We start from the raw sequence: 22,611 nt of genomic DNA on the forward strand, positions 1-22,611 counted from the left end.
TCCCGATGAAGCCCTTATGGAGATGTGGCCATGAACCCATTTGGAATTGGATGCTCAGACCTCAGTCAGGTTTGTATCAATTTGTAACAACGCCTTTGAGCGCCGCCAGAAATGCGCCGCCTACGCTTTTCCACCACCACGATGTTTGATCGCTCTTGGCGGATGGCATGGTCAGGCGTATCTTTACCCGTGTGAGCCGGTCTGGAGATTCCGGCCACAGACAAGGAGCACATGGCCCGCAAACAGATCCGCGCCGCTTTTGACCCCATCGAGGATGTGGCCCCATTCCGCAGCCCGAACGCTCGATCGAACCCGTCCCGACGAGCGCGAACCGAGCTTGAGTTTGACGAGCCGACAATATTGGGCGCGCTGTTTGGCCAGTTTGATTCCAATCTGGTGCTGATCGAAAACCGGCTGGGTGTTTACATCTCGGCGCGGGGCAATCGCATTCTGATCGAAGGCAATGAGGACAATGTCGCCCGCGCACGCGAAGTGCTGCAAGGGATGCACAGCCGCCTGCTCTCGGGACAGGAAGTGGATGCCGGCGCGGTCGAATCGCTGATCGCCATGTCGGTCGAACCGACATTGGAAGGCATCATTTCGGGCGATGAAACCCACCCCCCGATCATGATCCGCACCCGCGGCAAGACCATTGTCCCGCGCAGCCCGACCCAGATCGACTATATGCGCGCACTGGCCCGCAACGATGTGATCTTTGCCCTTGGCCCGGCGGGCACCGGCAAGACCTATATCGCCGTGGCACAGGCCGTGTCCCAGCTCATTAACGGCAGCGTCAAGCGCCTGATCCTGTCGCGCCCGGCGGTTGAGGCGGGCGAAAAGCTGGGCTTCCTGCCCGGTGACATGAAGGATAAGGTCGATCCCTATCTGCGCCCGCTTTACGATGCTTTGTTCGACTGTATGCCGCCCGAACAGGTTGAGCGGCGTTTGGCCAATGGCGAAATCGAAGTGGCGCCTATTGCCTTCATGCGCGGGCGCACGCTGGCCGACGCCTTTGTCATCCTTGACGAGGCGCAGAACACCACGGCGGCGCAGATGAAGATGTTCCTGACCCGTTTCGGCATGAACAGCCGAATGGTGATCTGCGGAGATCCCAAGCAGGTCGACCTTCCCGGCGGCATGGCGGCCAGTGGGTTGAACGATGCGGTTGTCCGGTTGGAAGGCGTCGAGGGCATCGCCACGGTGCGCTTCAAGGGCAGCGACGTTGTGCGTCACCCGATCGTGGGTCGCATCGTCGAGGCTTATGAAGGCAAGAACGAGGATTAATCTTCGACAATCGCTCCGCCAGCGCTTAGGGACGCGGACCTATGCTGACGCTTGAAATTGATATCGAATCCCCTTGGCCCGAAACCACCGATTGGGAAGCCCTTGCCGCCCGCGCGGCAGGGGCGCTGAGCGTGGTGGCGCCCGAACTGGCCAAGGAATGCCTGAGCACCAGCATGATCTTCACCTCGGATGAAGAGGTGCAGGTGCTGAACGCCGAATGGCGCGGCAAAGACAAGCCGACCAATGTCCTCTCCTTCCCTATGCTGGAGCGTGAGGATCTGCTGGACCTGCCCGATGACGGGCCGCCCGAAATGCTGGGCGATATTGCGCTGGCCTTTGAAACCTGCGCGCGTGAGGCCGAGGAAAAGGGCATCACGCTGCAGGATCATGCATCGCACCTGATCATCCATGGCTTGCTGCATCTGGCCGGGCTGGATCACGAAATTTCCGACGAAGATGCCCGCGCCATGGAAATTTTGGAAATAAAGGCGCTTGCGCTGATCGGCATTGCCGACCCATATGGCGATCATCATCTTTGATCTTCTTGCAACCGACATTCTTTTAATCGGCATCGCGCCGGAGGAGTAGCATAGAACGTGGCCGATCTGGGCCGTACAGGGGATTCCGGCCTCGGAGAGCCGGACAGTAAGCGCTCTTTATGGCGTCAGGTTCTGCGCTTCTTTGACGGGGGCGATCAGGACCAGTCGCTGCGCGCCCATCTGGAAGACATCATCGACGAGCATGAGGGAGAAGGCAGCCCCGGCGAAGCGGGCGACCTTTCGATGCTGGAACGTCAGATGCTGCGCAACCTGCTGCATTTTTCCGAACTGGACGCGGCCGATGTCTGCATCCCGCGCGGACAGATCATTGCGTTGGCCCATAATGCGCCATGGCCCGATGTGCTGGCCGCCTTTGCCGAACATGGCCATTCGCGCATGCCGGTCTATCGCGACACGCTCGATGAAGTGATCGGCATGATCCTCATCAAGGACGTATTCCCCTATCTGGTCCGGGGCGAGGAGCCACAGGGCAACTGGACCCGCATGATGCGCCAGCCCCTGTTCGTGCCGACCGCGCGCGGGGCATTGGACGTTCTGGCCGATATGCGGTCAAGCCGGGTGCATCTGGCCGTGGTGGTGGACGAATATTCGGGTACAGAAGGCATCATCACCTTTGAAGATCTGGTCGAGGAAATCGTCGGCGAGATCGAGGATGAACATGATGACGCCCCAACCGAATTGCTGCGCCCGCTCGACGATGGTCTATGGGACGCCGATGCGAAGGTCGAACTTGACGAAGTGGGCAAGCGGGTCGATCCGCGCCTTGCCGAAGTCGAGGAAGATATCGATACTTTGGGCGGACTGGCCTTTGTGCTGTCCGGCCATGTGCCGCCGGTGGGCGCGCAAATTGCGCATGCCAGCGGCTGGATCATCGAAGTAACCGAGGCCGACGAGCGCCACGTGATTCGCCTTCGTTTGCATCCGCCCGCCACATCCGGCGAACAAGAGGACTGATCGACCATGCCCGCCACCCGCCGCCTGCCCCCTCTGCGCGCGCTGGAAGCCTTTGTCCGCACGGTCCGGCTTGGCTCGGCCAAGGCGGCGGCCAGCGAATTGGGCCTGAGCCCGTCCGCCCTGTCACGCCGCGTTGGCGCGCTGGAAGATTTCGTGGGCAAACGCCTGTTCACGCGCCAGCATCAGGCGATGAAGCTGACCGATGACGGCCATGCCTTTTACGCGGCGGTCAGCCCAAAGCTGGAAGATCTGGCCGAAGCGGTCGAATCGCAGATGGAGGCCAGCAATGTCATGCGCCTGCATCTGGGCGTGCCTGCGCTGTTTGCCGGCACCCGCCTGTTTCCGCGCCTGCCCGAATTGCGCAAGCTGCATCCGCGCCTGCACATCGACTTTGACACGGGCGCACAGCTGGAATCGGAACTGGGCGATTCGATTGACGCGGCCATCGTCCTGTCAAAGGAACCCGATCCGGCGCTCCATTCGGTCCGGCTTGATCATAACAAGATCCACGCCTTCGCCTCGCCCGCGTTGGCGGCGGAAATTGGCGAGAAGCCCGATCTGGCCCGCCTGTCCAAGCAGACCTTCGTAATCTCGACCGACCTGCCGGAAAGTCTGGACGTGTGGAAGGGCGCGCTGGGGCTGGAACGATTGGAACCGGCCGCCATCGACCATTTCGACTCGGCCCAATTGATCATTGCCGCGGCGGTTCAGGGGCTTGGCATCGCCATCGTCCATGATGACCACTTCCTGCGCCCGGGCGATGACCGTCTGGTACGTCTGTTCGATGCCGATATCGACAGCCCGTACAGCTATTGGTTCGTTTGCCGCCCGCGCGCGCTGGAAACGCGCCCGGTGCGGATGTTCCACGATTGGCTGATCAAAGCGGGCCTTTGATCAGGCTGCGTAGCGAGCGCTGGCATCGCCCATCGCGCGGCGGGCCAGCGTAAATCGCTGAACCACGCCCGACAGTCGTTCGGCCTCATGGGCCAGCGATCGCGATGCGGCGGTCGATTCCTCGACCAATGCGGCATTTTGCTGGGTCGCCATATCCAGTTCGTTGATGACCTTGTTGACGCCATTGATCGCCTCGGATTGCTGCGCCGTGGTTTCGGCCAGCCGTGAGAGCATCTCAGCCACTGCCGTCGAGCGCTCGACAATGCGCTCAAGGCTGGATTGGGTGCGGCTGACCATATCGACGCCCATGCGCACTTCCTCGCCCGAATGGACGATCAGTGAGCCAATCTCCTTGGCCGCCAAGGCGCTGCGCTCGGCCAGATTGCGTACCTCGGTGGCCACGACGGCAAAGCCGCGCCCGGCATCGCCCGCACGCGCCGCCTCGACCCCGGCGTTCAGCGCCAGAAGGTTGGTCTGGAACGAGATACCGTCGATGATTTCAACAATCGAACGCATCTTTTCCGAGGTCGCCGCGATCGACTGCATCGCCGACACCGCGCCGCGCATCAATTCGCCGCTGGTGGATGCTTCCTGCTCGGCTTCATGGGCGGCGCTGGCGACATTGCTGACGCCCTGACCGGCCTCGGCCACGGAATTGGCGAGTTCACGCACAGTGTTGGCCGTCTGACCCAGTGATGCTGCCTGCACCTCGGTGCGATGCGCCAAATCTTGCGCCGCAGAGGAGATTTCGCCCGCCCCCGAACGCACCGCGTTGGACGACATGGAAACCGCCGAAATCTGTTCAGAGAGCGAGGCCGCGGTGGAGTTGAAGTCCGTCCGCAATTGCTCATATTCGGGCGGAAAGGCTTCATCGAGCCGCTCATCCAGACGCCCCTGACGCAAGGCCGCCAGACCACGCTCCAGCGCGCCGGTGATCCTTTGCTGGGCCATCAACTTGCCCTCGGCTTCGGCGCGGCTGCGTTCGGCAATGGATCGACGGATCGCTTCCAGAGCGCGGGCGATATCGCCCAGTTCATCCGCCTTTTCGATGCCCGGAATGTCACGATCCAGATCGCCCAGAGCCATATCGCCCATCGCGTCCTTCAATTGCGAAACCGGCCGCGTGACACGCCAGGAAAACATCAGCATCACCAGAATGCCAATGCCGACGCCCAACAGGCCAAGGATAATATTGCGCTGTATCGCCGTATCGGCCTGCGACAGGACGCGGGCCGCAATGCCGTTGACCAATTTGACGTTGTAGTCCTTGTCCGCCTCAATCCCTGCTTGCAACGCGCGTGAATGAGAAACAATGTCACCGTTAAACAGTGTGGCGGCGCGTTCATGCTGATTGCTCAACACTGCCTGACGAATAACTTCAACATCCTGTCGAAACACTTGCCAGCGTTGGACGATGTTGTCGTAAAGCCTAGCGTCTTCCGGGTCGCTCAGCAGCTTTTTATATTCGGCAATGCCCTTTTCGGCATCAGCCAGCGCGGTATTGAGCGATTCGGATTGCTTGGCGGCTTCATCCGGCGATGGCGCCAAAAGCATGCGGGCCATGCGTATGCGGGCAATTTCAAAATCGACGATAACCGAATTGAGCTTATCCACACTGGGCAAGGAATTGCCGGCCATATATTCGACATCGGTGCGCATGGATGATGCGCCCTGCACGGCCAAAGAGGCCCCCATTCCGATAATGGCGGCCAGCGAAAGCGACCCGGCGGCGACCAGTGTTTTGATTTTTGCGCGAGCGAGCACGGACTATCCTCTCGAGACTGTCCGTTTACTATCCTTCACCACGGGTAGAGATCGCTTGAACCGACACCTATGGGCTTGCCCGGATACGGGGTTAACAATTCAAAAAAGCAAGGCCGTCCCGAACATCCCATTGAGGATGCGCGGGACGGCCAGATCATTATGCGGCCGAAACGACAGCCTTCACGATCTTGCCCGGATTACGCGGCGGTTCGCCCTTGGGCAGCGCGTCGATGAATTCCATGCCCGACTGAACCACGCCCCAAACCGTGTACTGACGGTCAAGGAAGGTGGCGTCGTCAAAGCAGATGAAGAACTGGCTGTTGGCCGAGTGCGGGTACGAGGTGCGCGCCATCGAGCACACGCCGCGAACATGCTTTTCGTTGTTGAATTCAGCCTTCAGGTCGGGCTTGTCGCTGCCGCCGGTGCCGGTGCCGTTGGGGCAGCCGCCCTGAGCCATAAAGCCGGGGATCACGCGGTGGAACGTGATGCCGTCATAGAAACCTTCGCCGACCAGTTCCTTGATACGTTCGACGTGGCCGGGGGCCAGATCAGGGCGCAGCTTGATAACAACATCGCCAATGCCGTTGCCGGTATCCACGGTGAAGGTGAGAATTTCGTCGGCCATGGTAAAGCTCCTGTGGGATTGGCGAGGATTGGCCATCATCGCCCTATATTCTGGCCGCGCTGATAAAGGCGCCCCGCGCCCATGGCCAGCAGTTTGTGCGAAGCATTGCGCTAAACGCATCCTGCAAGGTTGCTTTTATTCGCTTAATGCCTAATCCCCTTCTCCCATGACCGTCGAGCCTGTCGAAACACAAGCCACCGAGGAATTCACCGCCGCCGCTGTTGAGCCGGTGGAGGAAAACACGCGCCATGACAGTCTGGACGAAGATAATCAGTTAAAGAGCGACTTTGTCCGCCGCGTCCGCAATGCGCTGGACGCGGGCGAGGTTGATGCGGTCTATGCGCTGGTCGAACCTTTGCACCCGGCCGACATCGCCGACCTGTTTGAACAGATCGACGCCGATGAACGCCCCGCTCTGGCCAATGCCATCTCCGACCTGATGGGCGGCGAGGTCTTTGCCGAATTGAACGACCACGTCCGCGAAGGACTGGTCGATGAATTGTCCGCCGAAGATATCGCCGACATTGCCGAGGAGATGGAGACCGACGACGCGGTCGCCCTGCTCGAAGACCTTGAACCGGACGAACAGCAGGCGGTTCTGGCCGAGATGGAGCCGGAAGAGCGCGCCGCCATCGAATCGGCGCTGGCCTATCCGGAGGAAACCGCAGGCCGCCTGATGAGCCGCGATTATATCGCGGTGGGCGAGCATATGACGGTGGGCGAATTGATCCACTATCTGCGCGACAACAAGGATCTGGCCACCGAATTCTGGGAAGTGTTCATTGTCGATGCGCGCCATCATCCGGTGGGCACGTGCCAATTGTCATGGGTTTTGCGTACCGACCGCCATGTGACCCTGTCCAATGTGATGAAGCGTGACCAGACGCTGATCCCCGTGACGATGGATCAGGAAGAAGTCGCGCTGCGTTTCCAGAAATACGCGCTGATTTCAGCCGCGGTTGTCGATGAAAGCGGGCGTCTGGTCGGTCAGATCACCGTCGACGACGTCGTCCACATCATTCAGGAAGAAGCCAGCGAAGACATCCTGCGCCTGTCGGGTGCGGGTGATGGCGACATTAACGAACCGATCCTGATGACGGTGCGCACGCGCCTGTCATGGCTGGTGGTCAATCTGGGCACGGCGATCATCGCATCCTCGGTCGTCGGCCTGTTTCAGGGTGCGATCGCGCGATTTGCATTGCTGGCGGTGTTGATGCCGATTGTGTCGGGCATGGGCGGCAATGCGGGCACGCAAACGCTGGCCGTGGTGGTGCGCGCCATTGCCACCAATGAATTGACCAGTTCGAACACCGTCCGCATGGTCTTGCGTGAATTGCGCATCGCCATGGCCAATGGTCTGTCGCTGGGGCTGATGATCGGCACAGGCACGACATTGCTGTTCAGCAATCCGCATCTGGGGGCGGTAATTGGCGCGGCCATGGTGATCAACAATCTGGTGGCGGGGTTGGCCGGCATTCTGGTGCCGGTGTCGCTGGACCGTTTGCGGATTGATCCAGCTGTCTCTTCGGCCGTATTTGTAACGACCGCCACCGATGTCATGGGGTTCTTCTCTTTCCTCGGCCTTGCCGTACTTACCGGGCTTGCCTGATGCCTCTTAACATGACGAAAGTGGCCTATGGTGCGCAATCCATGGCCGAAATCCACGAATGGTTTGCCCCCGACGGTCGCCGTGGCGGGGCGGAAATTGCGCGCCTGACCACGCGTAACCGGCCCAAGCGCGCCGAGGAAATGATCGGCGGATCGCTGTTCTGGATTTTCAAACACCAATTGGTGGCGCGCAGCGAAATTCTGGGCTTTGAAGAAGATGAAGGCGGGCGCACCGCGATCCTGATTTCGACCAAATTGATCGAGGTCGTCCCCACCCCGCGCCGCGCGCATCAGGGCTGGCGCTATCTGGAGGCAAAAGACGCCCCCGCCGATCTGGCCAGCGGCGATGGCGGCGACGTCCTGCCCGCGAACGTGGCGGCGGAATTGGCGAAGTTGGGGTTGGTTTAGAACCCCAGCCAATCCGCCATCAAATGCCACGCCACGGCCGTTTTGGACGGTGCGCTAAAGGCCACGCCATCCTCGCCCCGATTGCGCGCCGCCATGGCCTCGACCACTTCGTCGCGCGTGAACCAACGGGCATCTTCCAATTCATTTCGGTCGATGGTCAGCGCCGGGTCATCGGTAAAGGCATGGGCCGCGATCATCAGGCTGGATGGGAAAGGCCAGGGCTGGCTGGCGACATAACGCACGTCATGGACCTTGACGCCGGCCTCTTCAAAAATCTCGCGCGCGACGGCTTCTTCGATGCTTTCACCCGGTTCTACAAACCCGGCCAAAGCGGAATAGCGATGAGGCGGAAAGCGTGGCTGGCGGCCAAGCAAGATTCGGCCCTCATGTTCCACCGACATAATGACCACCGGATCGGTACGGGGGAAATGAGGCGTTCCGCACGACCCGCAATCCCTCTGCCATCCACCCTTGGCGATCTGGGTGCCCCCGCCACAGCGCGCGCAGAACCGATGGCGGGCGTGCCATCCGACCAGCGCGCGCGCCGCGCCATAGATCGCGATATCGCCGCCTTCCATTCCATTCAGCGCCTGCCACAGATTGAAGCTGGCGGGTGCCGTGCTGGCCTGATCCGGACTGGGCACAGGCGCGAAATGGCCGATCCCATTGGCGTCCAGCCCAAGGAATACCACCTCACCCTCGGGGGCCTGATCCATCGTGGTCCAAACCAGATCGCCACTGTCAAGGCGCGGCTCCAGCCCGTCCATGGTCAGTAATTTCGCGCCATTCGTCCACAGCGCCGCCAGACGTGCAGGATCGGAACGCACCGCATCGGCACGGTCCAAAGGGTTGCCGGTAAAGGTTATGGGGGGACGCATATTCATCCTTTTCTGGCCATCGCAACACCGGCCGCGCGGGCATAGAGCGTAGGCAAGCCTGCCTCGTCAAGTTTGGCCAGCGGCCACCACTCGCCATCGCCCAGCGGCGTATCAACGCACGGCGAAACCATGACAACCAATTCCAATGCGACATGGGTAAAGACATGCGTGACGCGCCCAACCTCACGCCAGTCACCAGCGGCGGGGGGCGATGCAGACCCGTCGGTTTTCGCATTCCATCCATCATCGGGCAAGGCGCGCATCCCACCCAACATGCCCGATGCCGGACGCCGGATCAGCCAGACCGCACCATCGCGTTCGATCCAATAGGCATGGCCCATCCGCTGCGCTTTGGCCTTTTTGGGCGGTTTGACGGGCAATTGTTCGGCCCGTGATTGCCCCGCGCAATGGGCGCGCAGGGGGCAGATCAGGCATTGCGGCGCGCGGACACTGCAAATGCCTGCGCCCAGATCCATCATCGCTTGGGCGAAATCACCGCTGCGCACGTCGGGCGTGATGGTGTCGGCGGCAACCCGAATGGCGGCGCGGCCTGCGGGCAATGGCTCATCAATGGCAAACAGGCGCGAGACGACGCGCTCCACATTGGCGTCCACCACAACGGCGCGTTGTCCAAAAGCAATCGCCGCCACCGCCGCCGCCGTATAGGCCCCCAACCCCGGCAAAGCGCGCAGCCCCGCCTCATCCTGTGGGAACGCGCCCATGTCCGCCACAACCCTTGCGCATTCGACCAGACGCCGCGCACGCGAATAATAGCCAAGTCCGGCCCATGCGGCCATCACCTCATCCTCTGGCGCAGCCGCCAAGGCGCCTACATCCGGCCAGCGAGAGGTAAACTTTTCAAAATACGGGATGACCGCCGCCACAGTGGTCTGTTGCAGCATCACTTCGGACAGCCATACACGATAGGGATCGGCGCCATTCGCCCCCGGCGGCGCGCGCCACGGCAGGCTTCGCGCATGGGCATCGTACCAATCGAGCAAGGCGGCGGCGACAGAACCTGCGCGATCACTTTCCGCTTTACCGCATTTCACGCTCTGGGCTCTGGCATCCATGGGGCGGCTATGGCATGGCTGAGATGGCATGGAAAGGGATAGGCCACATTCACCAAAGGGCACCAAGAGCCCTGCTTCGCCGCGCGATGGGAAAGCGGGCGGGTCAAAGACGCGTGCCGGTCAACCCTATGAACGCCCGCGTGGGGGACAGGCGCGCCCCATATCCGAATTGATGCCCGAAATTGGCCGCACGGCCTTTCGCCGCTTTGGCTTTGTCCAATCCAGCGTGGTGACGCGGTGGCCCGAAATCGTCGGCCCCCATCACGCCAATGTCTGTATGCCCGAAGCGATCCGTTTCCCGCCCGGTGAAAAGAGCGACGGCATCCTGCAATTGGTGGTATTGCCCGCCCATGCGCCGATCATCACCCATGTGATCCCCGAAATCATCGAGCGCGTGAACCGCTTTTTCGGTTATCAGGCGGTGTCCAAGGTCAAGATGCGACAGGGCGAGGTCATGGCCCGCCCGCAGAGCCCGGCCCGCGCCGCGCCGCCCAGTCTGAAACCCATCCCGATCGAGCTTGGCGACTCGCTGCGCGATATTGGTGATCCCGAATTGAAGGCGGTTCTCGAATCGCTTGCCCGCAGCATCGCCCGACAGGACGAGGCGTAACTCATTCCGTTTCCAGCAAAGGACCCTGCATGTTCCTTCCCCTTCGCATGATGGCCGCTGTGTCTCTGGCGCTTGGTTTGATGAGCGCCCCTGTATCGGCGGCGCCCGCAAAGCCTGCGGCAAAACCCGTGGCCAGCGGCGCGTGGGGAGCCAAAGCCAGCGTCAGCCCGGTCGGCGGGCATATTCAGGGCAATCCGGCCGCCCCGCACAAGCTGGTCGAATATATGAGTTATACCTGCTCGCACTGCGCCCATTTTGAGGCGGAAACGGCTCTGCCGCTGCGTATGGGGCCGGTGGGCGGCGGACAATTGTCGTTCGAGGTGCGCCACCTGCTGCGCGACCCGCTGGACATCACGATCGCCATGCTGACCAATTGCGTCCCGCCAGTGAAATTCTTCCCCCTGCACCACAAGTTTCTGGCCCAGCAGGACCAATGGATCGCCCTTGCGCAAAAGCTGAGCGAGGAACAGACCAAGCGCTGGAACGAAGGGCAGATGCCGGTGCGGATGCGCGCCATTGCCTCGGACCTGAAATTCTATGACATTGCCGCTGGCGCGGGCCTGACCCGCACGCAGGCCGATGCCTGTTTCGCCAATGAGGCGACACTTCGCCGCATCATCGCCCAGACCAAGGAAGCGCAGGAATTGGGCGCAACCGGCACGCCTACCTTCGTGCTGGATGGCAAGATGCTGGAGGAACATGACTGGGCCGGATTGCAGCCCAAGCTGAGTGCAGCGCTCAAGTAACCCTTGCGACAAGTAATTACTTCTTGGCGCATCCACTCTGCGCTAGATTTTTCGCAAACAACCCTGCCAAGGATAGGCTTTACGATGACGTTTGCCCCGCTTTCCACCCGTAATCTGGCGATTTTGGCCATGGCCCCGCTCGCACTGGGACTGGCCGCCTGCAACAAATCCGAAGGCGGCGCCAGCGCGCCGGCCGGCAGCGTCGCCGCCGTTGCCCCGCCGGCGGGCAAGCAGTGGACCGAAACCTTTACCAAGACCGAGGATGGCGATGGCGTCATCGTCGGCAACCCCAATGCGCCGATCAAGATGGTGGAATATGGTTCGCTCTCGTGCCCCCATTGCGCAAAACTGGCGCAAGACGGAATGAGCGCGCTTAACGGCACCTATATTTCCAGCGGCAAGGTGAGCCTTGAATTCCGCAGCTTTGCCATCCACCCGCAAGATATTCCGTTGACGGTTCTGGCTCGTTGCGGCGGCGATGATACGTTCTTTGGTCTGATCGAACAGGTCTATACCAATTTCGACGCGTTGAATTCACAAACCAAGGAACAGTATGATCAGGCCTCGGCCGCGATGAAACTGCCCGCGGCCCAGCGTTATCCCGCCATTGCCGATGCGCTTGGCTATACCGCTTTCTTCACCGCGCGCGGCCTGCCCGAAGCGCAGCAGCGCCAGTGCCTGGCCGACCTGCCCCGCGCCGAGGCCGTCGCCAAGGCTTCCGAAGCGATCAGCGCCAAGGGCATCAGTTCGACCCCGACCGTGTTCATCAACAACAACAAGGTCGAAGGCGCCGAGTGGAAGAATGTCGAAGCCGCTCTAAAGGCTGCGGGCGCCTGATAGGCATTCATGCGTTTTCGGCGGCTCAAACTTTCAGGCTTCAAAAGCTTTGTTGAGCCTGCCGAATTGCGCATAGAGCCGGGGCTGACCGGTGTGGTTGGCCCCAACGGCTGCGGCAAATCCAATCTGCTGGAGGCCATCCGCTGGGTGATGGGCGAAAGCAGCCCCAAGTCGTTGCGCGGCGGGGGGATGGAGGACGTGATCTTTGCGGGCACGGCCACCCGCCCGCCGCGCGATTTTGCCGAAGTGATCCTGTCCGCCGATGACAGCGCGGGCGAGGAACTGGAGGTCGTGCGCCGGATCGAGCGCGGCGCGGGATCGGCCTATCGCATTAACGGGCGCGATGCGCGGCAAAAGGATGTGGCGCTGGTTTTTGCCGATGCTGCCACCGGCGCGCATTCCCCCGCTCTGGTCAGTCAGGGGCGCATTGCCGCCGTCATCAACGCCCGCCCCGCCGAACGCCGCGCCATGCTGGAAGAAGCGGCAGGAATTGCGGGCCTGCATGTCCGCCGCCGCGATGCGGAACAGAAATTGCGCGCGACCGAGGCCAATCTGTCCCGGCTCGAAGACCTGATGGCGGGGCTGGAGACAAGAATCCTGTCCTTGCGGCGACAGGCGCGCGCGGCGGAACGCTATCGCCACCTGTCCGAGCAAATCCGTGTGGCCGAGGCGCGGGTGCTGTTTGCACGCTGGCGCGAAGCGGCGCAGGCCGCCGACCGTGCCAAGGCCGAAGCGCGTCAGGCGCAGGAAAGGGTCAGCGTAGCGCAAACCCGCGCCGATGCCGCACAAACCGCACAGGCCAAGGCCGCAAAAGATCTGATCTCCACCCGTGACGGCGTCGGCACCGCGCGTGAGGCAGCCAGCGCCATCGGCCACCGCCTCTCAACCCTGACCAGCCAGTTGGAGGCGGCGCGGGCAAAACTAAACGATCTGGACCGGCAACAGGCCAGACTGGAAAGCGACCGCGCCGAGGCGGATCAACTGACCCGCGATGCCGCCGCCGCGCTGCAAAACCTGCAAGGCGAATTGGAGGATGCGCGGCGGCGCCTGAACGAAGCCGAAGCGCAACGCCCCGCGATGGTGCAAGCCTTGCAAGAAGCCGACAGCAATGCGCGGGCGGCCGAGATTGCCTATGCGCAGGCCAATGCCCAGCAGGCCAGCGTTGAGGCCGAATGGCGCGTGGCAGAGGCCGAGATTGCCCAAGCCCAAAACCGGGTGCAGCGCTGCCAAGCCGATCTGGCGCGCAATGCGGAGGCGCTTGCTGCCTTGGACAGGGCCGGTGATCCGATTGCCGATCTGGCCAACGCGACGCAGTGCCGCGATGAAGCAAGTGCGAAACTGGCGCAGGCGCGGGAACAGCTTGCCACCTCACAGCAAAGGCGCGCTGAACTGCTGGCGCAACGCGATGCCGCGGCCAGCGCGCTGTCCCAGGCTCGGGCCGATCTGAGCGGTATTGAGCGTGAGTTTCACGCCCTGCAACGCGACCGCGAAGCACGGGCCAAGGCGCAAAAGAATGCCGCCGGACGCCGCCTTGCCCTTGACCATATACGCGCCGCTCCAGGCTATGAACGCGCTCTGGCCGCAGTCCTTGGTCGCGATGCCAAGGCGCCGTTGGGCGAGGCAAGCGGCGAAGGCAGGTTCTGGACCGGGGCAACACCACCACCGCCGGTTACGCAAAGTCTGGCTCAATTCGTGCCCGATTGCCCGCCCGAACTGGCGGCGCGTTTGGCGTTGGTTTGGGTGGATGAAGTTGACGATGGGCGCGCCCTTTCCCCCGGCGAATGGCTGGTGACACGGGCGGGCCATGTCCGGCGCTGGGACGGCTTTGTTGCGCGCGGCGAAGGCGCGGCCGAGGCGGCAAGGATGGAGGCGGATAACCGCTTCCTTTCCTTAGAAACCCAGATCCCACCGCTGCGCGATGCCGTGGCAAAGGCGGAAGGGCGAGCGGAGGAGATCACCCGCACCTTGTCCGAAATTCAGATACAGGCCGCCGGTTTGGAGCGCGAAGTTGCAGGCGCCGCCGATGCGGAACGCGCCGCCCTTCGCGCCATGGACGCGGCAGAGGCCGCCCGCGACCGCGCCGCCACCCGCCGCGCCGAATTGCAGGCCGCCGCACAGGATTTGACGCAGCAGTTCCTGCAAGCCCAAACTGAGCATCAAGCCGCCGTAGCGCGCCGCGCCGCCCTGCCTGCGCCCGAAACAGGCAGAGCCATGTTGCAAGCGGCCCAAATGCGCCACGAGGCCGCCCGAAGCCATCACCAATCGGCCACCGCCCTGCTGGCGGCACAGGATCAGACCATGGCCGTTGCGCGTGAGCGGGTGCATGCCCAAACGGGCGAAATCCGGAACTGGCAAAATCGCGCGGGGGACGCGGCGAAAAGACTGGCGCAGATGGCGGGCAGGATCGAGGAAATCGCGCAGGAGCGCGCCGTCCATGCCGCCCGCCCGCCCGCCATCGAGGCCGAAATGCACGGCGCCGAACTTGAACGCGAAACGCTGCAATCCGCTTTGGCCCAAGCCGAAGCTGCGATGGAGGCGGCCAAACAGGCCGCGTCCGAGGCCGATCGCGAATTGTCCATGGCGCAAGAAGAACTGCTATCAGCCCGTGAGGCGCGGGCCGGTGCGCAGGCACGATCCGAAAATGAAGATCAACGCCGCGCCGAACTCAACCGCATGTCGGGCGAGAGATTTCAGTGTCCGCCGCCCCTGCTGACCGAGCGCTTTGGCTTTGCCGACGCCGACGTGCGCAACGCCGGCGAGGAAACGCGCACGATGGAGCAATATGGCGCGGATCGCGAGCGGTTGGGACCGGTCAATCTGGTCGCTGCACAGGAATTGGCCGCCGCCGAGGAACGCGCAGGCGAATCGATCCGTGAACGGGCCGAACTGGCCGAGGCGGTCAATCGGTTGCGCGGATCGATCGGCAATTTGAACCGCGAAGGGCGCGAAAGGCTGCGCGCCGCTTTTGAGGCCGTCGATGGCCATTTCCGCCGCCTTTTTACCACGCTGTTTCAGGGCGGGCCGAATGATGCCGGAATGGCGCATCTGGCGCTGGTCGATTCGGACGATCCGCTGGAGGCCGGGCTGGAGATATTTGCACAACCTCCCGGCAAGCGGCTGCAATCACTGACCCTGCTATCGGGTGGGGAACAGGCGTTGACGGCGGTGGCGCTGATCTTTGCCCTGTTTTTGACCAACCCCTCGCCAATCTGCGTTCTGGACGAAGTGGACGCGCCGCTTGATGATGCGAATATCGAGCGGTTCTGCGACCTGCTTGAGGCGATGACGCGTGAGACCGAGACGCGCTATCTGGTCGTCACCCACAATGCCGTGACGATGAGCCGGATGCACCGCCTGTTCGGCGTCACCATGGTCGAGCGCGGCGTATCCCGATTGGTCAGCGTGGATTTGAGCGCCGCCGAACAGTTACTGGCCGAGGCGAGTTAGGCGTTCCCCACCACCCAACAGGCCAGCGCCATCAGCAGACCGGCAAAACGGTTGGAGCGAAACCGGGCCAAGGCATTGCCGCCGTCGTCCTGTTTCAGCGTTCCCACTTGCCACAGGAAATGCAGCGCCACCGGCAAAAGCGCCAACAGTCCCAGCACATCACCGCGCACCAGCCACAGCGCGCCCGCCCAACAGCCCAGCGCCATAGTGTAAAGCGCACCAACGCCCAGATGGACAAGGCGACCAAAGGACAGGGCCGAAGAACCGATGCCAACCAGCGCATCATCCTCGCGGTCCTGAAGCGCATAGATCGTGTCATAGGCCATGCACCATGCCCAGCAACCGGCATAGAGCAGCGCCAGCGTGCCCAGCCCATCAAACCCGCGCATTTCGACCCAGCCGACCGGCGCGCCCCATGTGAACACCAGCCCCAACCACGCCTGCGGCCAACCCGTAATCCGCTTCATAAAGGGATAGGCCGCGACCAGAGCCAGGCTGAACAAGGCCACCAATTGGGCACGCCAATGCAATTGCAACAGGACAACAAAGCCGATCAGGCACAGACCGATCAACCACGCCCATGCGGCCTTCTTGCTGACCCGCCCACTGGCAATCGGGCGCAGGGCCGTGCGGGCCACCCGGCGGTCAATGTCCACATCGACAATGTCATTATAAACACAGCCCGCGCCGCGCATCACGATGCTACCCAACAAAAGCCAGAGCATCAGGCCCCAGCGACGCTCGCCGCCCGCCAGCAGCACGCCCCATGCGCAGGGCCAGAACAGCAGCCACCAGCCAATCGGTCGATCAAGCCGGGCCAGAGAAGCATAATCCCTTGCCGCGGCGGGCAAAAGGCCCATGATGCCGCGATGCTCGCTGTCGGGTACGATCTGGACGGTGTCACTCATGCCGCATCCCATAGCGTGACGCACCACAATCGGCTAGAGCGCAGGGCATGAGCGATCATCTTCCCGCCACGCCCGCATGGCCCCCGCGCAGTGCGCCGCGCCTGTTCGTTGAAATGCCGTTGTCCGATGGGGCGCAAGTGAACATTGACGGGGCGCAGGCACATTATCTGGGCCGGGTGATGCGGATTGGCGTGAGGGATGCTGTGATCCTTTGCGACAATGTCACGGGCGAATGGGCAACGCGCGCCGTTTCGGTGGGCAAGCGCGATCTGACGCTCGAATGCGTCGAAATGCTGAAAGCGCGGGAGGCGGTGCCGGATTTCACCCTTTGCGCTGGCTTGCTGAAAAAGGACCGGTTCGATCTGGTGCTGGAAAAAGCGTGCGAATTGGGGGTTCGTCATATTCAACCGGTGCTGACGCGTCGCTGTGTGGCGGATAAATTGAATTTGGATCGCGCCCGCGCCACATTGATAGAGGCGGCCGAACAATGCGCGCGAACCGCCCTGCCCACGATTGCGGCTCCGGTACGGCTTGATGCGCTGCTGCGCGATTGGGATCTTTCGCGCGCCCTGTTCTTTGCCGACGAACAAGGCGGCGCGCCCGCGATTAAGAGTTTTGCGGCTCATTCCGGCCCTGCGGCCTTGCTGACGGGGCCAGAGGGAGGGTTCACCGACGAGGAACGGACAGCGATCCGGGCCCATACCGCCACATCAGCCATCACGTTGGGGCCGCGCATTTTGCGGGGTGAAACCGCCTGTATCGCCGCGACCGCCCTGTGGATGGGCAGCGTTGGCGATTGGGCAACCATCTGACGCCGTAAGACGGATAGTTTTTCTCGCTGGCGCAAAGCGCTTTGCCCCACTAGGAAGTCGCGCCATGAGCACTCGCGAAGCGTCCGACCAACACGATCCCCTGATTTCCGGGCTGGATCAGCTTGCCTCTCCGATGCAGGAGGGCGAAAAGCCGCGAGCCGAATGGCGCATCGGCACCGAACATGAAAAGATTGTCTATCGCGGCGCCGACCGTCACGCCCCCGCCTACGACGAGGCAGGCGGCATCCATGACCTGCTGATGGGGCTAAAGCCCTATGGCTGGAGCGAAATCATGGAGGGTGACAATGTCATCGCGCTCAAGGGCAGCGATGGCGCGGTCAGCCTTGAACCGGCGGGCCAGATCGAATTGTCGGGCGCGCCGCTGGAAAACCTGCATCAGACCGACGCCGAAACCCGCCGCCATATCGATCAGGTCAAGGCCGTTGGCGCGAACAGCGATCTGGGCTTCCTCAGCCTTGGTCTTTACCCGGACAAGCGCCGCGAAGACCTGCCCATCATGCCCAAGGGCCGCTATGACATCATGCTGCGCCATATGCCGCGCGTGGGGTCGATGGGGCTGGACATGATGCTGCGCACCTGCACGATCCAGACCAATCTGGATTACAGCAGCGAAGCCGACATGGTGCAAAAGTTCCGCGTTTCGCTGGCGCTGCAACCGCTGGCCACCGCGCTTTTCGCCAATTCGCCGTTTTTGGAAGGCAGGCCCAACGGCTATCTTTCCTATCGCAGCCACATCTGGTCCGACACCGATCCGGCGCGCACGGGCATGTTGCCCTTTGTGTTCGAGGATGGTTTCGGATACGAGCGCTATGTCGAATATATGCTCGACGTGCCGATGTATTTCGTGTTCCGCGATGGTCGGTATATTGACGCTGCGGGTCAGTCCTTCCGCGATTTCCTCGATGGCAAACTGCCCGCCCTGCCCGGTGAACGCCCGACGATCGGCGACTGGCACGATCACCTCTCGACCGCTTTCCCGGAAGTGCGCCTGAAAAGCTTCCTCGAAATGCGCGGCGCCGATGGCGGGCCGGTCGAACGGATCGTGGCCTTGCCCGCGCTCTGGGTCGGCTTGCTTTACGATCAGGGCGCGCTCGACGCCGCATGGGATCTGGTCAAGGGCTGGAGCATGGATGAGCGCGAGACCTTGCGCTCCAGCGTGCCCAAGCTGGCGCTGGATGCGCCGATTGCCGGAGGCCGGTTGGGCGATATTGCGGGCGAAGTGCTGACGATTGCGCGCGCTGGTTTGAAATCACGCGCGCGTTTGAATGCCGATGGCGCGGATGAAACCCGCTATCTCGACCCGCTCGATGAAATTGTGGCCAGCGGCAAGGTTCCGGCGCAACTCTGGCTCGACCGTTACCACGGCGAATGGGGCGGCGACCTGTCGCGCGTCTATGACGAGGCCAGCTTCTAAATCAACCGCTTGAGCAGGCGCGTCACTGGCGCGCCTGTTTCGGCCCATGCCCAGTATTGACGGTACTTGGCATCCTCCGCCAACAGGTGCCGCTCCTCGGTCTTGGCCCGCCACCAATAGACCGCACTGACCATCGCCAGAATCGCGGTGTTGCGGATGCAATCCACCATGGAACCCGTCGGGCTGAGAAACGGCAAGGATACCGACCACCAGAACAGGTTCTTGGCCACATAGGCCGGATGGCGGGTCAGCCGATATGGCCCATGGGTGATCACCCCGCGATAGGTCAGATTGGAAAAGCGCAGTCCGAAAACCACCGTGGCCCATGCGTAAACGCCGGTCAAAAGCACCAGCCACGCGCCCCAACCCCACAGCGCCCAACTATGTCCAGCCATCCATTGTGACCACTCCGCCGTCCCCGGATGATAATCGAGCGGCCCATTGCCCCCCATCATGATAAAAGGCGGGTAGCAAACCAACGCCGCCACCCAGCCATCGAGATGCGGGTTGGCGCTGCGAATATGGCTATCAAGTGGTTTAAGCGTAAAGAGATAGCCCGCCGTCCCGATCTGAACATCGATCATGAAAAGCCATGTGATCAACCAATTGGCCAGAGCCACCGGATCACCCAGCCCCGCCGTATCAAAGCGCACCACGGCCGAAAACCCGCCCGGCAGGATCGAGAGCATAAAGGCGGTAAAAAAGCCCTTCACCGCCCAACGGCGCGCATGCAGCATCACCTCACGCGGATCGGCCTGAGATCGCCCCATGATCCACGCGCCGCAATGCCACGCCCCGTCGCGCGGATCAATCAGCACCCGGTCCAGCCAAAGGACGTAAGGGATCGACAGCAAGACCATCGGTACCAAGGCCACCCCGATCAGGTGGATGGCGAAGATCCACGGCTCCTGCCAATAGAAGCGGAACAGGCAATAGGCCGCGCCAATCACCGCCCATGTGGCCCATAGGCCCACCAGTTTGACGGCGCTGATCCCAAACACTTCGCGCCATGGTCGGGGGGATGCCCAATCAATCCCGGTTGTCGCCCGGCGATGCACCTTGTCCACCGCAACCGACCACAAAACCATCGCACCGGACGAAAGAAGCAGCGCCAGCAAGGCCGCATAAGGCCCCGCCAGAGGCTCCATCGGCCCGCCAATGCCCAATGCCACGGCCACGGAAACCCATGACCGGCAAACCAGCACCCAAGCCACCAGCACAAGCAGCCCCACCAGACCAACGCCGGAGGAGACATCACTTTTCGGTCGTTCAGAAACACCAAGGCTGGCGGGAACGGGTCTATCCATTCCCCCAGCCCTAGCAGTCACAGGTTAAGAGCGTGAAAATGCTCTTACTTGAAGGCGGTGATATGGCCCGAATCATCCAGCAGATACAGGATGCCATTGGCCACGATCGGCGCCAGCGTGATCGGCGCCTTTACGCCGGTGTAGAATTTCGACACGCCGTCCATCGCGCTCACCACATGGACCTGGCCAAGGCTGTTGGCCACCCAGAGGCGATCACCCGCCAGAACCGGACCGGTCCAGAAGATCGGACCCTCCTTCTTCTTGGGCTTGGTCCAGCGGTCCAGCTGGGCCACCCAGCGCACCTTGCCGCTGCTCTTGGAAATGCACAGCAACTTGGCTTCATCGGTCAGCGTGAAGATCCAGTCGCCCGCAATCGCCGGGGTGGAAATCCCGGCCAGATTGAGTTCCCAAAGGCGCTGGCCGGTCACCAACTCATAGGCGGCCATACGGCCTCCCTGACCAAGGGCATAGATGCGGCCGCGGTCAATGATCGGATCGGCGTCAATGTCGGTCAACACACCCACCGACGTCGAGAGCGACGTGCGTGAAAGGGCGTCATTCCACAGCGTACGACCATTTTCATAACGATAGGCGATCAACTCACCCGTCGAGAATCCGGCAACCACCGAACCCTGACCCGCCGCGGGAGCCGCAACGCCAAATACACCCGTCGCGCCAAGCGATGCAGCTTCCTGCCACAGGCCCGAACCGTCCTCGATCTTGAGGGCGTGCAATTCGTTGTTCTGGGTCATCACATAGACCGCGCCAAAGGCCACCGTGGGCGACCCACGCAGCGGGCCAGCCGGACGCACCTTCCACACGATCTGGCCCGTCTTGGCATCAAGGGCGGCAACATCGCCAACGCCGGTCGTCACATAGACGCGGCCCGAATCATACGATGCGCCGCCGCCGAAGACCGCTTCACCCGCGCCGCCGGCCACGCTAAGCGTCTGGGTCCATTGCGGAGCGCCCGTCGTCGCATCAAAAGCATGCAGGATGCCGTCGGTATCGAACACGAACATCGATCCGCCCCCGACAACCGGCGACGCGCCCAGACGGCGACGTTCGTTCGAACCGGCGACGCGAACTTCCCAAATCCGCTTTGGATTTTCACCCAGCGTCAGATTGCCATAGCTCTTGGACGCCGAACCGCCGGGCTGTGCCCATTCCGTATTGGGCTGGGCCAAGGGCAGGACCACAGCCACGGTGGCAATATCCATATCCGCCTGTGCCGAGGATTCGACCCGGCTGAGGATCGGCTCGCGCTTGCCCGTGGTGGGCGTGGTCGGCTTGGGCTTGCGGCCCAGCTTTGGCCCCCCGCCACAGGCCGCAAGCGCAGCGATCAACGCAACGGACAACAGCGCACGACCGCCTTTACAATACGAGGCGGGCTGACGACGCAAGGAAACAAGAGACTTCATGGGGCAGGTCCTTAAGGTCCGTCAGGAATGGATCAGGGCTGGGTTGCCGCGGGGGTCGGTTTGACCACAGAAGCCGGCGTGGCCGCGTCGGGCTTGCCCAGCATCAGCGGAATTTCAGGCGTGGCCTGCTTGGGCTTGGCCGCTTTTGCAGGCGCAGGAGCGGCAACCGGGGCCGCCTGAACCGGCGCGGCAACCGGAACGGGCGCGGCGCCCTGCTGCGGGGCGGCGCCTTCGATCGGGCGGGCAATGTCGTCAACCGCGTCAAAGCCAAGCTGGCTGGCGATCTGACGCACGCGGGCGCGCAGGGATTCGGGCTGTTCCTTGTCCTTGGCAATGGCGCCGAACAAGGGCGTCGCCAGTTCCTTCTTGCCCTGCTTCAGATAGGTCATGCCCAGCAATTCACCCGCCGCGCCAAACCACGGCGCACCGGGCGCGGCCAAAGGCTTGAGCTTGGCGATGACATCATCGGGCTTCATCTGGTCATAATTGAGCGCAACCTGACGCAGCGTGGCAAAATCGCGATAGGTCTGGGGCGCGTTGCTGTCCGCAGCAACGGCCGCATAGCGGGTGGAGGCATCCTGCGCCTTGCCCTGCTGCGCCAGCAAGCCTGCTTCAACCAGGCGCGCGACCACCGCCGAACCATTGTCCCCGCTTGCGGCAAGCCCGTCCAACGTCTTATTGGCCAGATCGGTCCGGCTCGCCTCGATCTGATCCATGGCGATGGTCAATTGTTCGGCGCGGGTGGCCGCCTGCTGATCCTGATAATGGCCCCACCACAAATATCCGCCCAGCGCCAGCAGGCCCAGCACCAGCCCCGCGCCCACCGGCTTGCCATAGCGGCGCACCGCGGTCATCATCTGATCCTCGCGCAGCGCATCGTCCACTTCGCGCAGGAAAGCATCGCCTTGCAGGGCCTGTTGTGCCGCCAATTGTTCGGCGCGGGTCTGGGGACGGGTAGGACGCAGGGCCACGAGACTTCACTTCCTGAATTGTCGATGCGGGCGAAAAAGTCACACCGCGCGTAAAAAAACGAAACTGCC

20 protein-coding genes are annotated in these 22,611 nt (G+C 62.4%); 12 read left to right on the forward strand and 8 right to left on the reverse strand.

Features of this window, described 5'->3' with window-relative positions; translation table 11 throughout:
• Positions 1-231 precede the first annotated feature (231 nt).
• Genes ACZ9HU_RS18990 through ACZ9HU_RS19005 form a run of 4 tightly spaced genes read left to right on the forward strand, consistent with a single transcriptional unit; the run spans position 232 to position 3,692 of the window.
• Complete coding sequence (locus ACZ9HU_RS18990) at positions 232-1,284, forward strand: PhoH family protein (RefSeq protein ID WP_476107307.1); 1,053 nt, start codon at positions 232-234, stop codon at positions 1,282-1,284.
• A 44-nt stretch (positions 1,285-1,328) separates the two neighbouring features.
• The gene (gene ybeY / locus ACZ9HU_RS18995; protein WP_476107423.1) at positions 1,329-1,823 is read left to right on the forward strand and encodes an rRNA maturation RNase YbeY; all 495 of its coding nucleotides are present in this window, start codon (positions 1,329-1,331) and stop codon (positions 1,821-1,823) included.
• Positions 1,824-1,880: 57 nt separating this feature from the next.
• Entirely contained in the window at positions 1,881-2,798 is a 918-nt protein-coding gene (locus tag ACZ9HU_RS19000; RefSeq protein WP_476107309.1) for a hemolysin family protein, read from the forward strand.
• A 6-nt stretch (positions 2,799-2,804) separates the two neighbouring features.
• Complete coding sequence (locus tag ACZ9HU_RS19005) at positions 2,805-3,692, forward strand: LysR substrate-binding domain-containing protein (RefSeq protein ID WP_476107310.1); 888 nt, start codon at positions 2,805-2,807, stop codon at positions 3,690-3,692.
• Here ACZ9HU_RS19005 and ACZ9HU_RS19010 read toward each other — a convergent pair whose 3' ends face one another.
• Both ACZ9HU_RS19010 and ACZ9HU_RS19015 read right to left on the reverse strand, forming a co-directional pair.
• Positions 3,693-5,456, reverse strand: a complete 1,764-nt coding sequence (locus ACZ9HU_RS19010; protein WP_476107311.1) for a methyl-accepting chemotaxis protein — start codon at positions 5,454-5,456, stop codon at positions 3,693-3,695. It abuts the gene before it with no gap.
• Between the two features lie 157 nt (positions 5,457-5,613).
• Entirely contained in the window at positions 5,614-6,081 is a 468-nt protein-coding gene (locus ACZ9HU_RS19015) for a peptidylprolyl isomerase (RefSeq protein WP_476107313.1), read from the reverse strand.
• A gap of 166 nt (positions 6,082-6,247) precedes the next feature.
• Between ACZ9HU_RS19015 and mgtE the strand changes: the two genes are divergently transcribed.
• Both mgtE and ACZ9HU_RS19025 read left to right on the forward strand, forming a co-directional pair.
• Positions 6,248-7,690, forward strand: a complete 1,443-nt coding sequence (mgtE, locus tag ACZ9HU_RS19020; protein WP_476107314.1) for a magnesium transporter — start codon at positions 6,248-6,250, stop codon at positions 7,688-7,690.
• Positions 7,690-8,097: a DUF1489 domain-containing protein gene (locus ACZ9HU_RS19025; RefSeq protein WP_476107316.1), complete on the forward strand. Its 408-nt coding sequence runs from the start codon at positions 7,690-7,692 to the stop codon at positions 8,095-8,097. The genes mgtE and ACZ9HU_RS19025 overlap by 1 nt, the downstream gene beginning before the upstream one ends.
• Here ACZ9HU_RS19025 and nudC read toward each other — a convergent pair.
• Together nudC and ACZ9HU_RS19035 are read right to left on the reverse strand one after the other, a co-directional pair.
• A complete protein-coding gene (gene nudC, locus ACZ9HU_RS19030; RefSeq protein WP_476107319.1) occupies positions 8,094-8,975 on the reverse strand; it encodes an NAD(+) diphosphatase in 882 nt (293 codons plus the stop codon). The two genes, ACZ9HU_RS19025 and nudC, sit on opposite strands and share 4 nt — an antisense overlap.
• Positions 8,976-8,977: 2 nt before the next feature.
• Complete coding sequence (locus ACZ9HU_RS19035; protein ID WP_476107322.1) at positions 8,978-10,048, reverse strand: A/G-specific adenine glycosylase; 1,071 nt, start codon at positions 10,046-10,048, stop codon at positions 8,978-8,980.
• Positions 10,049-10,076: 28 nt separating this feature from the next.
• Here ACZ9HU_RS19035 and ACZ9HU_RS19040 point away from each other — a divergent pair, with 28 nt between their 5' ends.
• From ACZ9HU_RS19040 to ACZ9HU_RS19055, 4 genes are all read left to right on the forward strand, one after another.
• Positions 10,077-10,658: a DUF721 domain-containing protein gene (locus ACZ9HU_RS19040; RefSeq protein WP_476107324.1), complete on the forward strand. Its 582-nt coding sequence runs from the start codon at positions 10,077-10,079 to the stop codon at positions 10,656-10,658.
• 29 nt (positions 10,659-10,687) lie between these two features.
• Positions 10,688-11,404, forward strand: a complete 717-nt coding sequence (locus ACZ9HU_RS19045; protein WP_476107326.1) for a thioredoxin domain-containing protein — start codon at positions 10,688-10,690, stop codon at positions 11,402-11,404.
• A gap of 84 nt (positions 11,405-11,488) precedes the next feature.
• Positions 11,489-12,241, forward strand: coding sequence for a thioredoxin domain-containing protein (locus ACZ9HU_RS19050; RefSeq protein WP_476107330.1), 753 nt, complete (start codon positions 11,489-11,491; stop codon positions 12,239-12,241).
• Positions 12,242-12,250: 9 nt separating this feature from the next.
• Positions 12,251-15,688, forward strand: coding sequence for a chromosome segregation SMC family protein (locus tag ACZ9HU_RS19055; protein WP_476107332.1), 3,438 nt, complete (start codon positions 12,251-12,253; stop codon positions 15,686-15,688).
• Here the strand turns inward: ACZ9HU_RS19055 and ubiA are convergent.
• Complete coding sequence (gene ubiA, locus ACZ9HU_RS19060; RefSeq protein ID WP_476107334.1) at positions 15,685-16,596, reverse strand: 4-hydroxybenzoate octaprenyltransferase; 912 nt, start codon at positions 16,594-16,596, stop codon at positions 15,685-15,687. The genes ACZ9HU_RS19055 and ubiA overlap by 4 nt on opposite strands.
• A 47-nt stretch (positions 16,597-16,643) precedes the next feature.
• Between ubiA and ACZ9HU_RS19065 the strand changes: the two genes are divergently transcribed.
• Entirely contained in the window at positions 16,644-17,408 is a 765-nt protein-coding gene (locus ACZ9HU_RS19065; protein ID WP_476107335.1) for a 16S rRNA (uracil(1498)-N(3))-methyltransferase, read from the forward strand.
• 64 nt (positions 17,409-17,472) lie between these two features.
• On the forward strand, positions 17,473-18,843 hold the full coding sequence (locus tag ACZ9HU_RS19070; RefSeq protein WP_476107337.1) for a glutamate--cysteine ligase: 1,371 nt from the start codon (positions 17,473-17,475) through the stop codon (positions 18,841-18,843).
• On the opposite strand, the gene ACZ9HU_RS19075 is transcribed toward ACZ9HU_RS19070, so the two are convergent.
• Genes ACZ9HU_RS19075 through ACZ9HU_RS19085 form a run of 3 tightly spaced genes read right to left on the reverse strand, consistent with a single transcriptional unit; the run spans position 18,840 to position 22,542 of the window.
• Entirely contained in the window at positions 18,840-20,150 is a 1,311-nt protein-coding gene (locus ACZ9HU_RS19075; RefSeq protein ID WP_476107338.1) for a methyltransferase family protein, read from the reverse strand. The genes ACZ9HU_RS19070 and ACZ9HU_RS19075 overlap by 4 nt on opposite strands.
• A gap of 44 nt (positions 20,151-20,194) precedes the next feature.
• Positions 20,195-21,571 (reverse strand): PQQ-like beta-propeller repeat protein, encoded by a 1,377-nt coding sequence (locus ACZ9HU_RS19080; RefSeq protein WP_476107339.1) that lies wholly within the window; start codon positions 21,569-21,571, stop codon positions 20,195-20,197.
• A gap of 32 nt (positions 21,572-21,603) precedes the next feature.
• Complete coding sequence (locus ACZ9HU_RS19085; protein ID WP_476107341.1) at positions 21,604-22,542, reverse strand: tetratricopeptide repeat protein; 939 nt, start codon at positions 22,540-22,542, stop codon at positions 21,604-21,606.
• Between the last annotated feature and the right edge of the window lie 69 nt (positions 22,543-22,611).

The sequence above is a fragment of the Novosphingobium sp. Sphag1I genome (genome assembly GCF_056279125.1).

Excerpts from the sequence above, each read along its gene's own strand:
- ACZ9HU_RS19035 (WP_476107322.1), bottom strand. The coding sequence starts at position 10,048 with ATGGATGCCAGAGCCCAGAGCGTGAAATGCGGTAAAGCGGAAAGTGAT.
- mgtE (WP_476107314.1), top strand. The coding sequence starts at position 6,248 with ATGACCGTCGAGCCTGTCGAAACACAAGCCACCGAGGAATTCACCGCC.
- ACZ9HU_RS19075 (WP_476107338.1), bottom strand. The coding sequence starts at position 20,150 with ATGGATAGACCCGTTCCCGCCAGCCTTGGTGTTTCTGAACGACCGAAA.
- ACZ9HU_RS19080 (WP_476107339.1), bottom strand. The coding sequence starts at position 21,571 with ATGAAGTCTCTTGTTTCCTTGCGTCGTCAGCCCGCCTCGTATTGTAAA.
- ACZ9HU_RS19015 (WP_476107313.1), bottom strand. The coding sequence starts at position 6,081 with ATGGCCGACGAAATTCTCACCTTCACCGTGGATACCGGCAACGGCATT.
- ACZ9HU_RS19040 (WP_476107324.1), top strand. The coding sequence starts at position 10,077 with ATGGAAAGGGATAGGCCACATTCACCAAAGGGCACCAAGAGCCCTGCT.
- nudC (WP_476107319.1), bottom strand. The coding sequence starts at position 8,975 with ATGCGTCCCCCCATAACCTTTACCGGCAACCCTTTGGACCGTGCCGAT.
- ACZ9HU_RS18990 (WP_476107307.1), top strand. The coding sequence starts at position 232 with ATGGCCCGCAAACAGATCCGCGCCGCTTTTGACCCCATCGAGGATGTG.
- ACZ9HU_RS19050 (WP_476107330.1), top strand. The coding sequence starts at position 11,489 with ATGACGTTTGCCCCGCTTTCCACCCGTAATCTGGCGATTTTGGCCATG.
- ACZ9HU_RS19070 (WP_476107337.1), top strand. The coding sequence starts at position 17,473 with ATGAGCACTCGCGAAGCGTCCGACCAACACGATCCCCTGATTTCCGGG.
- ACZ9HU_RS19055 (WP_476107332.1), top strand. The coding sequence starts at position 12,251 with ATGCGTTTTCGGCGGCTCAAACTTTCAGGCTTCAAAAGCTTTGTTGAG.
- ACZ9HU_RS19005 (WP_476107310.1), top strand. The coding sequence starts at position 2,805 with ATGCCCGCCACCCGCCGCCTGCCCCCTCTGCGCGCGCTGGAAGCCTTT.
- ACZ9HU_RS19065 (WP_476107335.1), top strand. The coding sequence starts at position 16,644 with ATGAGCGATCATCTTCCCGCCACGCCCGCATGGCCCCCGCGCAGTGCG.
- ACZ9HU_RS19045 (WP_476107326.1), top strand. The coding sequence starts at position 10,688 with ATGTTCCTTCCCCTTCGCATGATGGCCGCTGTGTCTCTGGCGCTTGGT.
- ACZ9HU_RS19025 (WP_476107316.1), top strand. The coding sequence starts at position 7,690 with ATGCCTCTTAACATGACGAAAGTGGCCTATGGTGCGCAATCCATGGCC.
- ubiA (WP_476107334.1), bottom strand. The coding sequence starts at position 16,596 with ATGAGTGACACCGTCCAGATCGTACCCGACAGCGAGCATCGCGGCATC.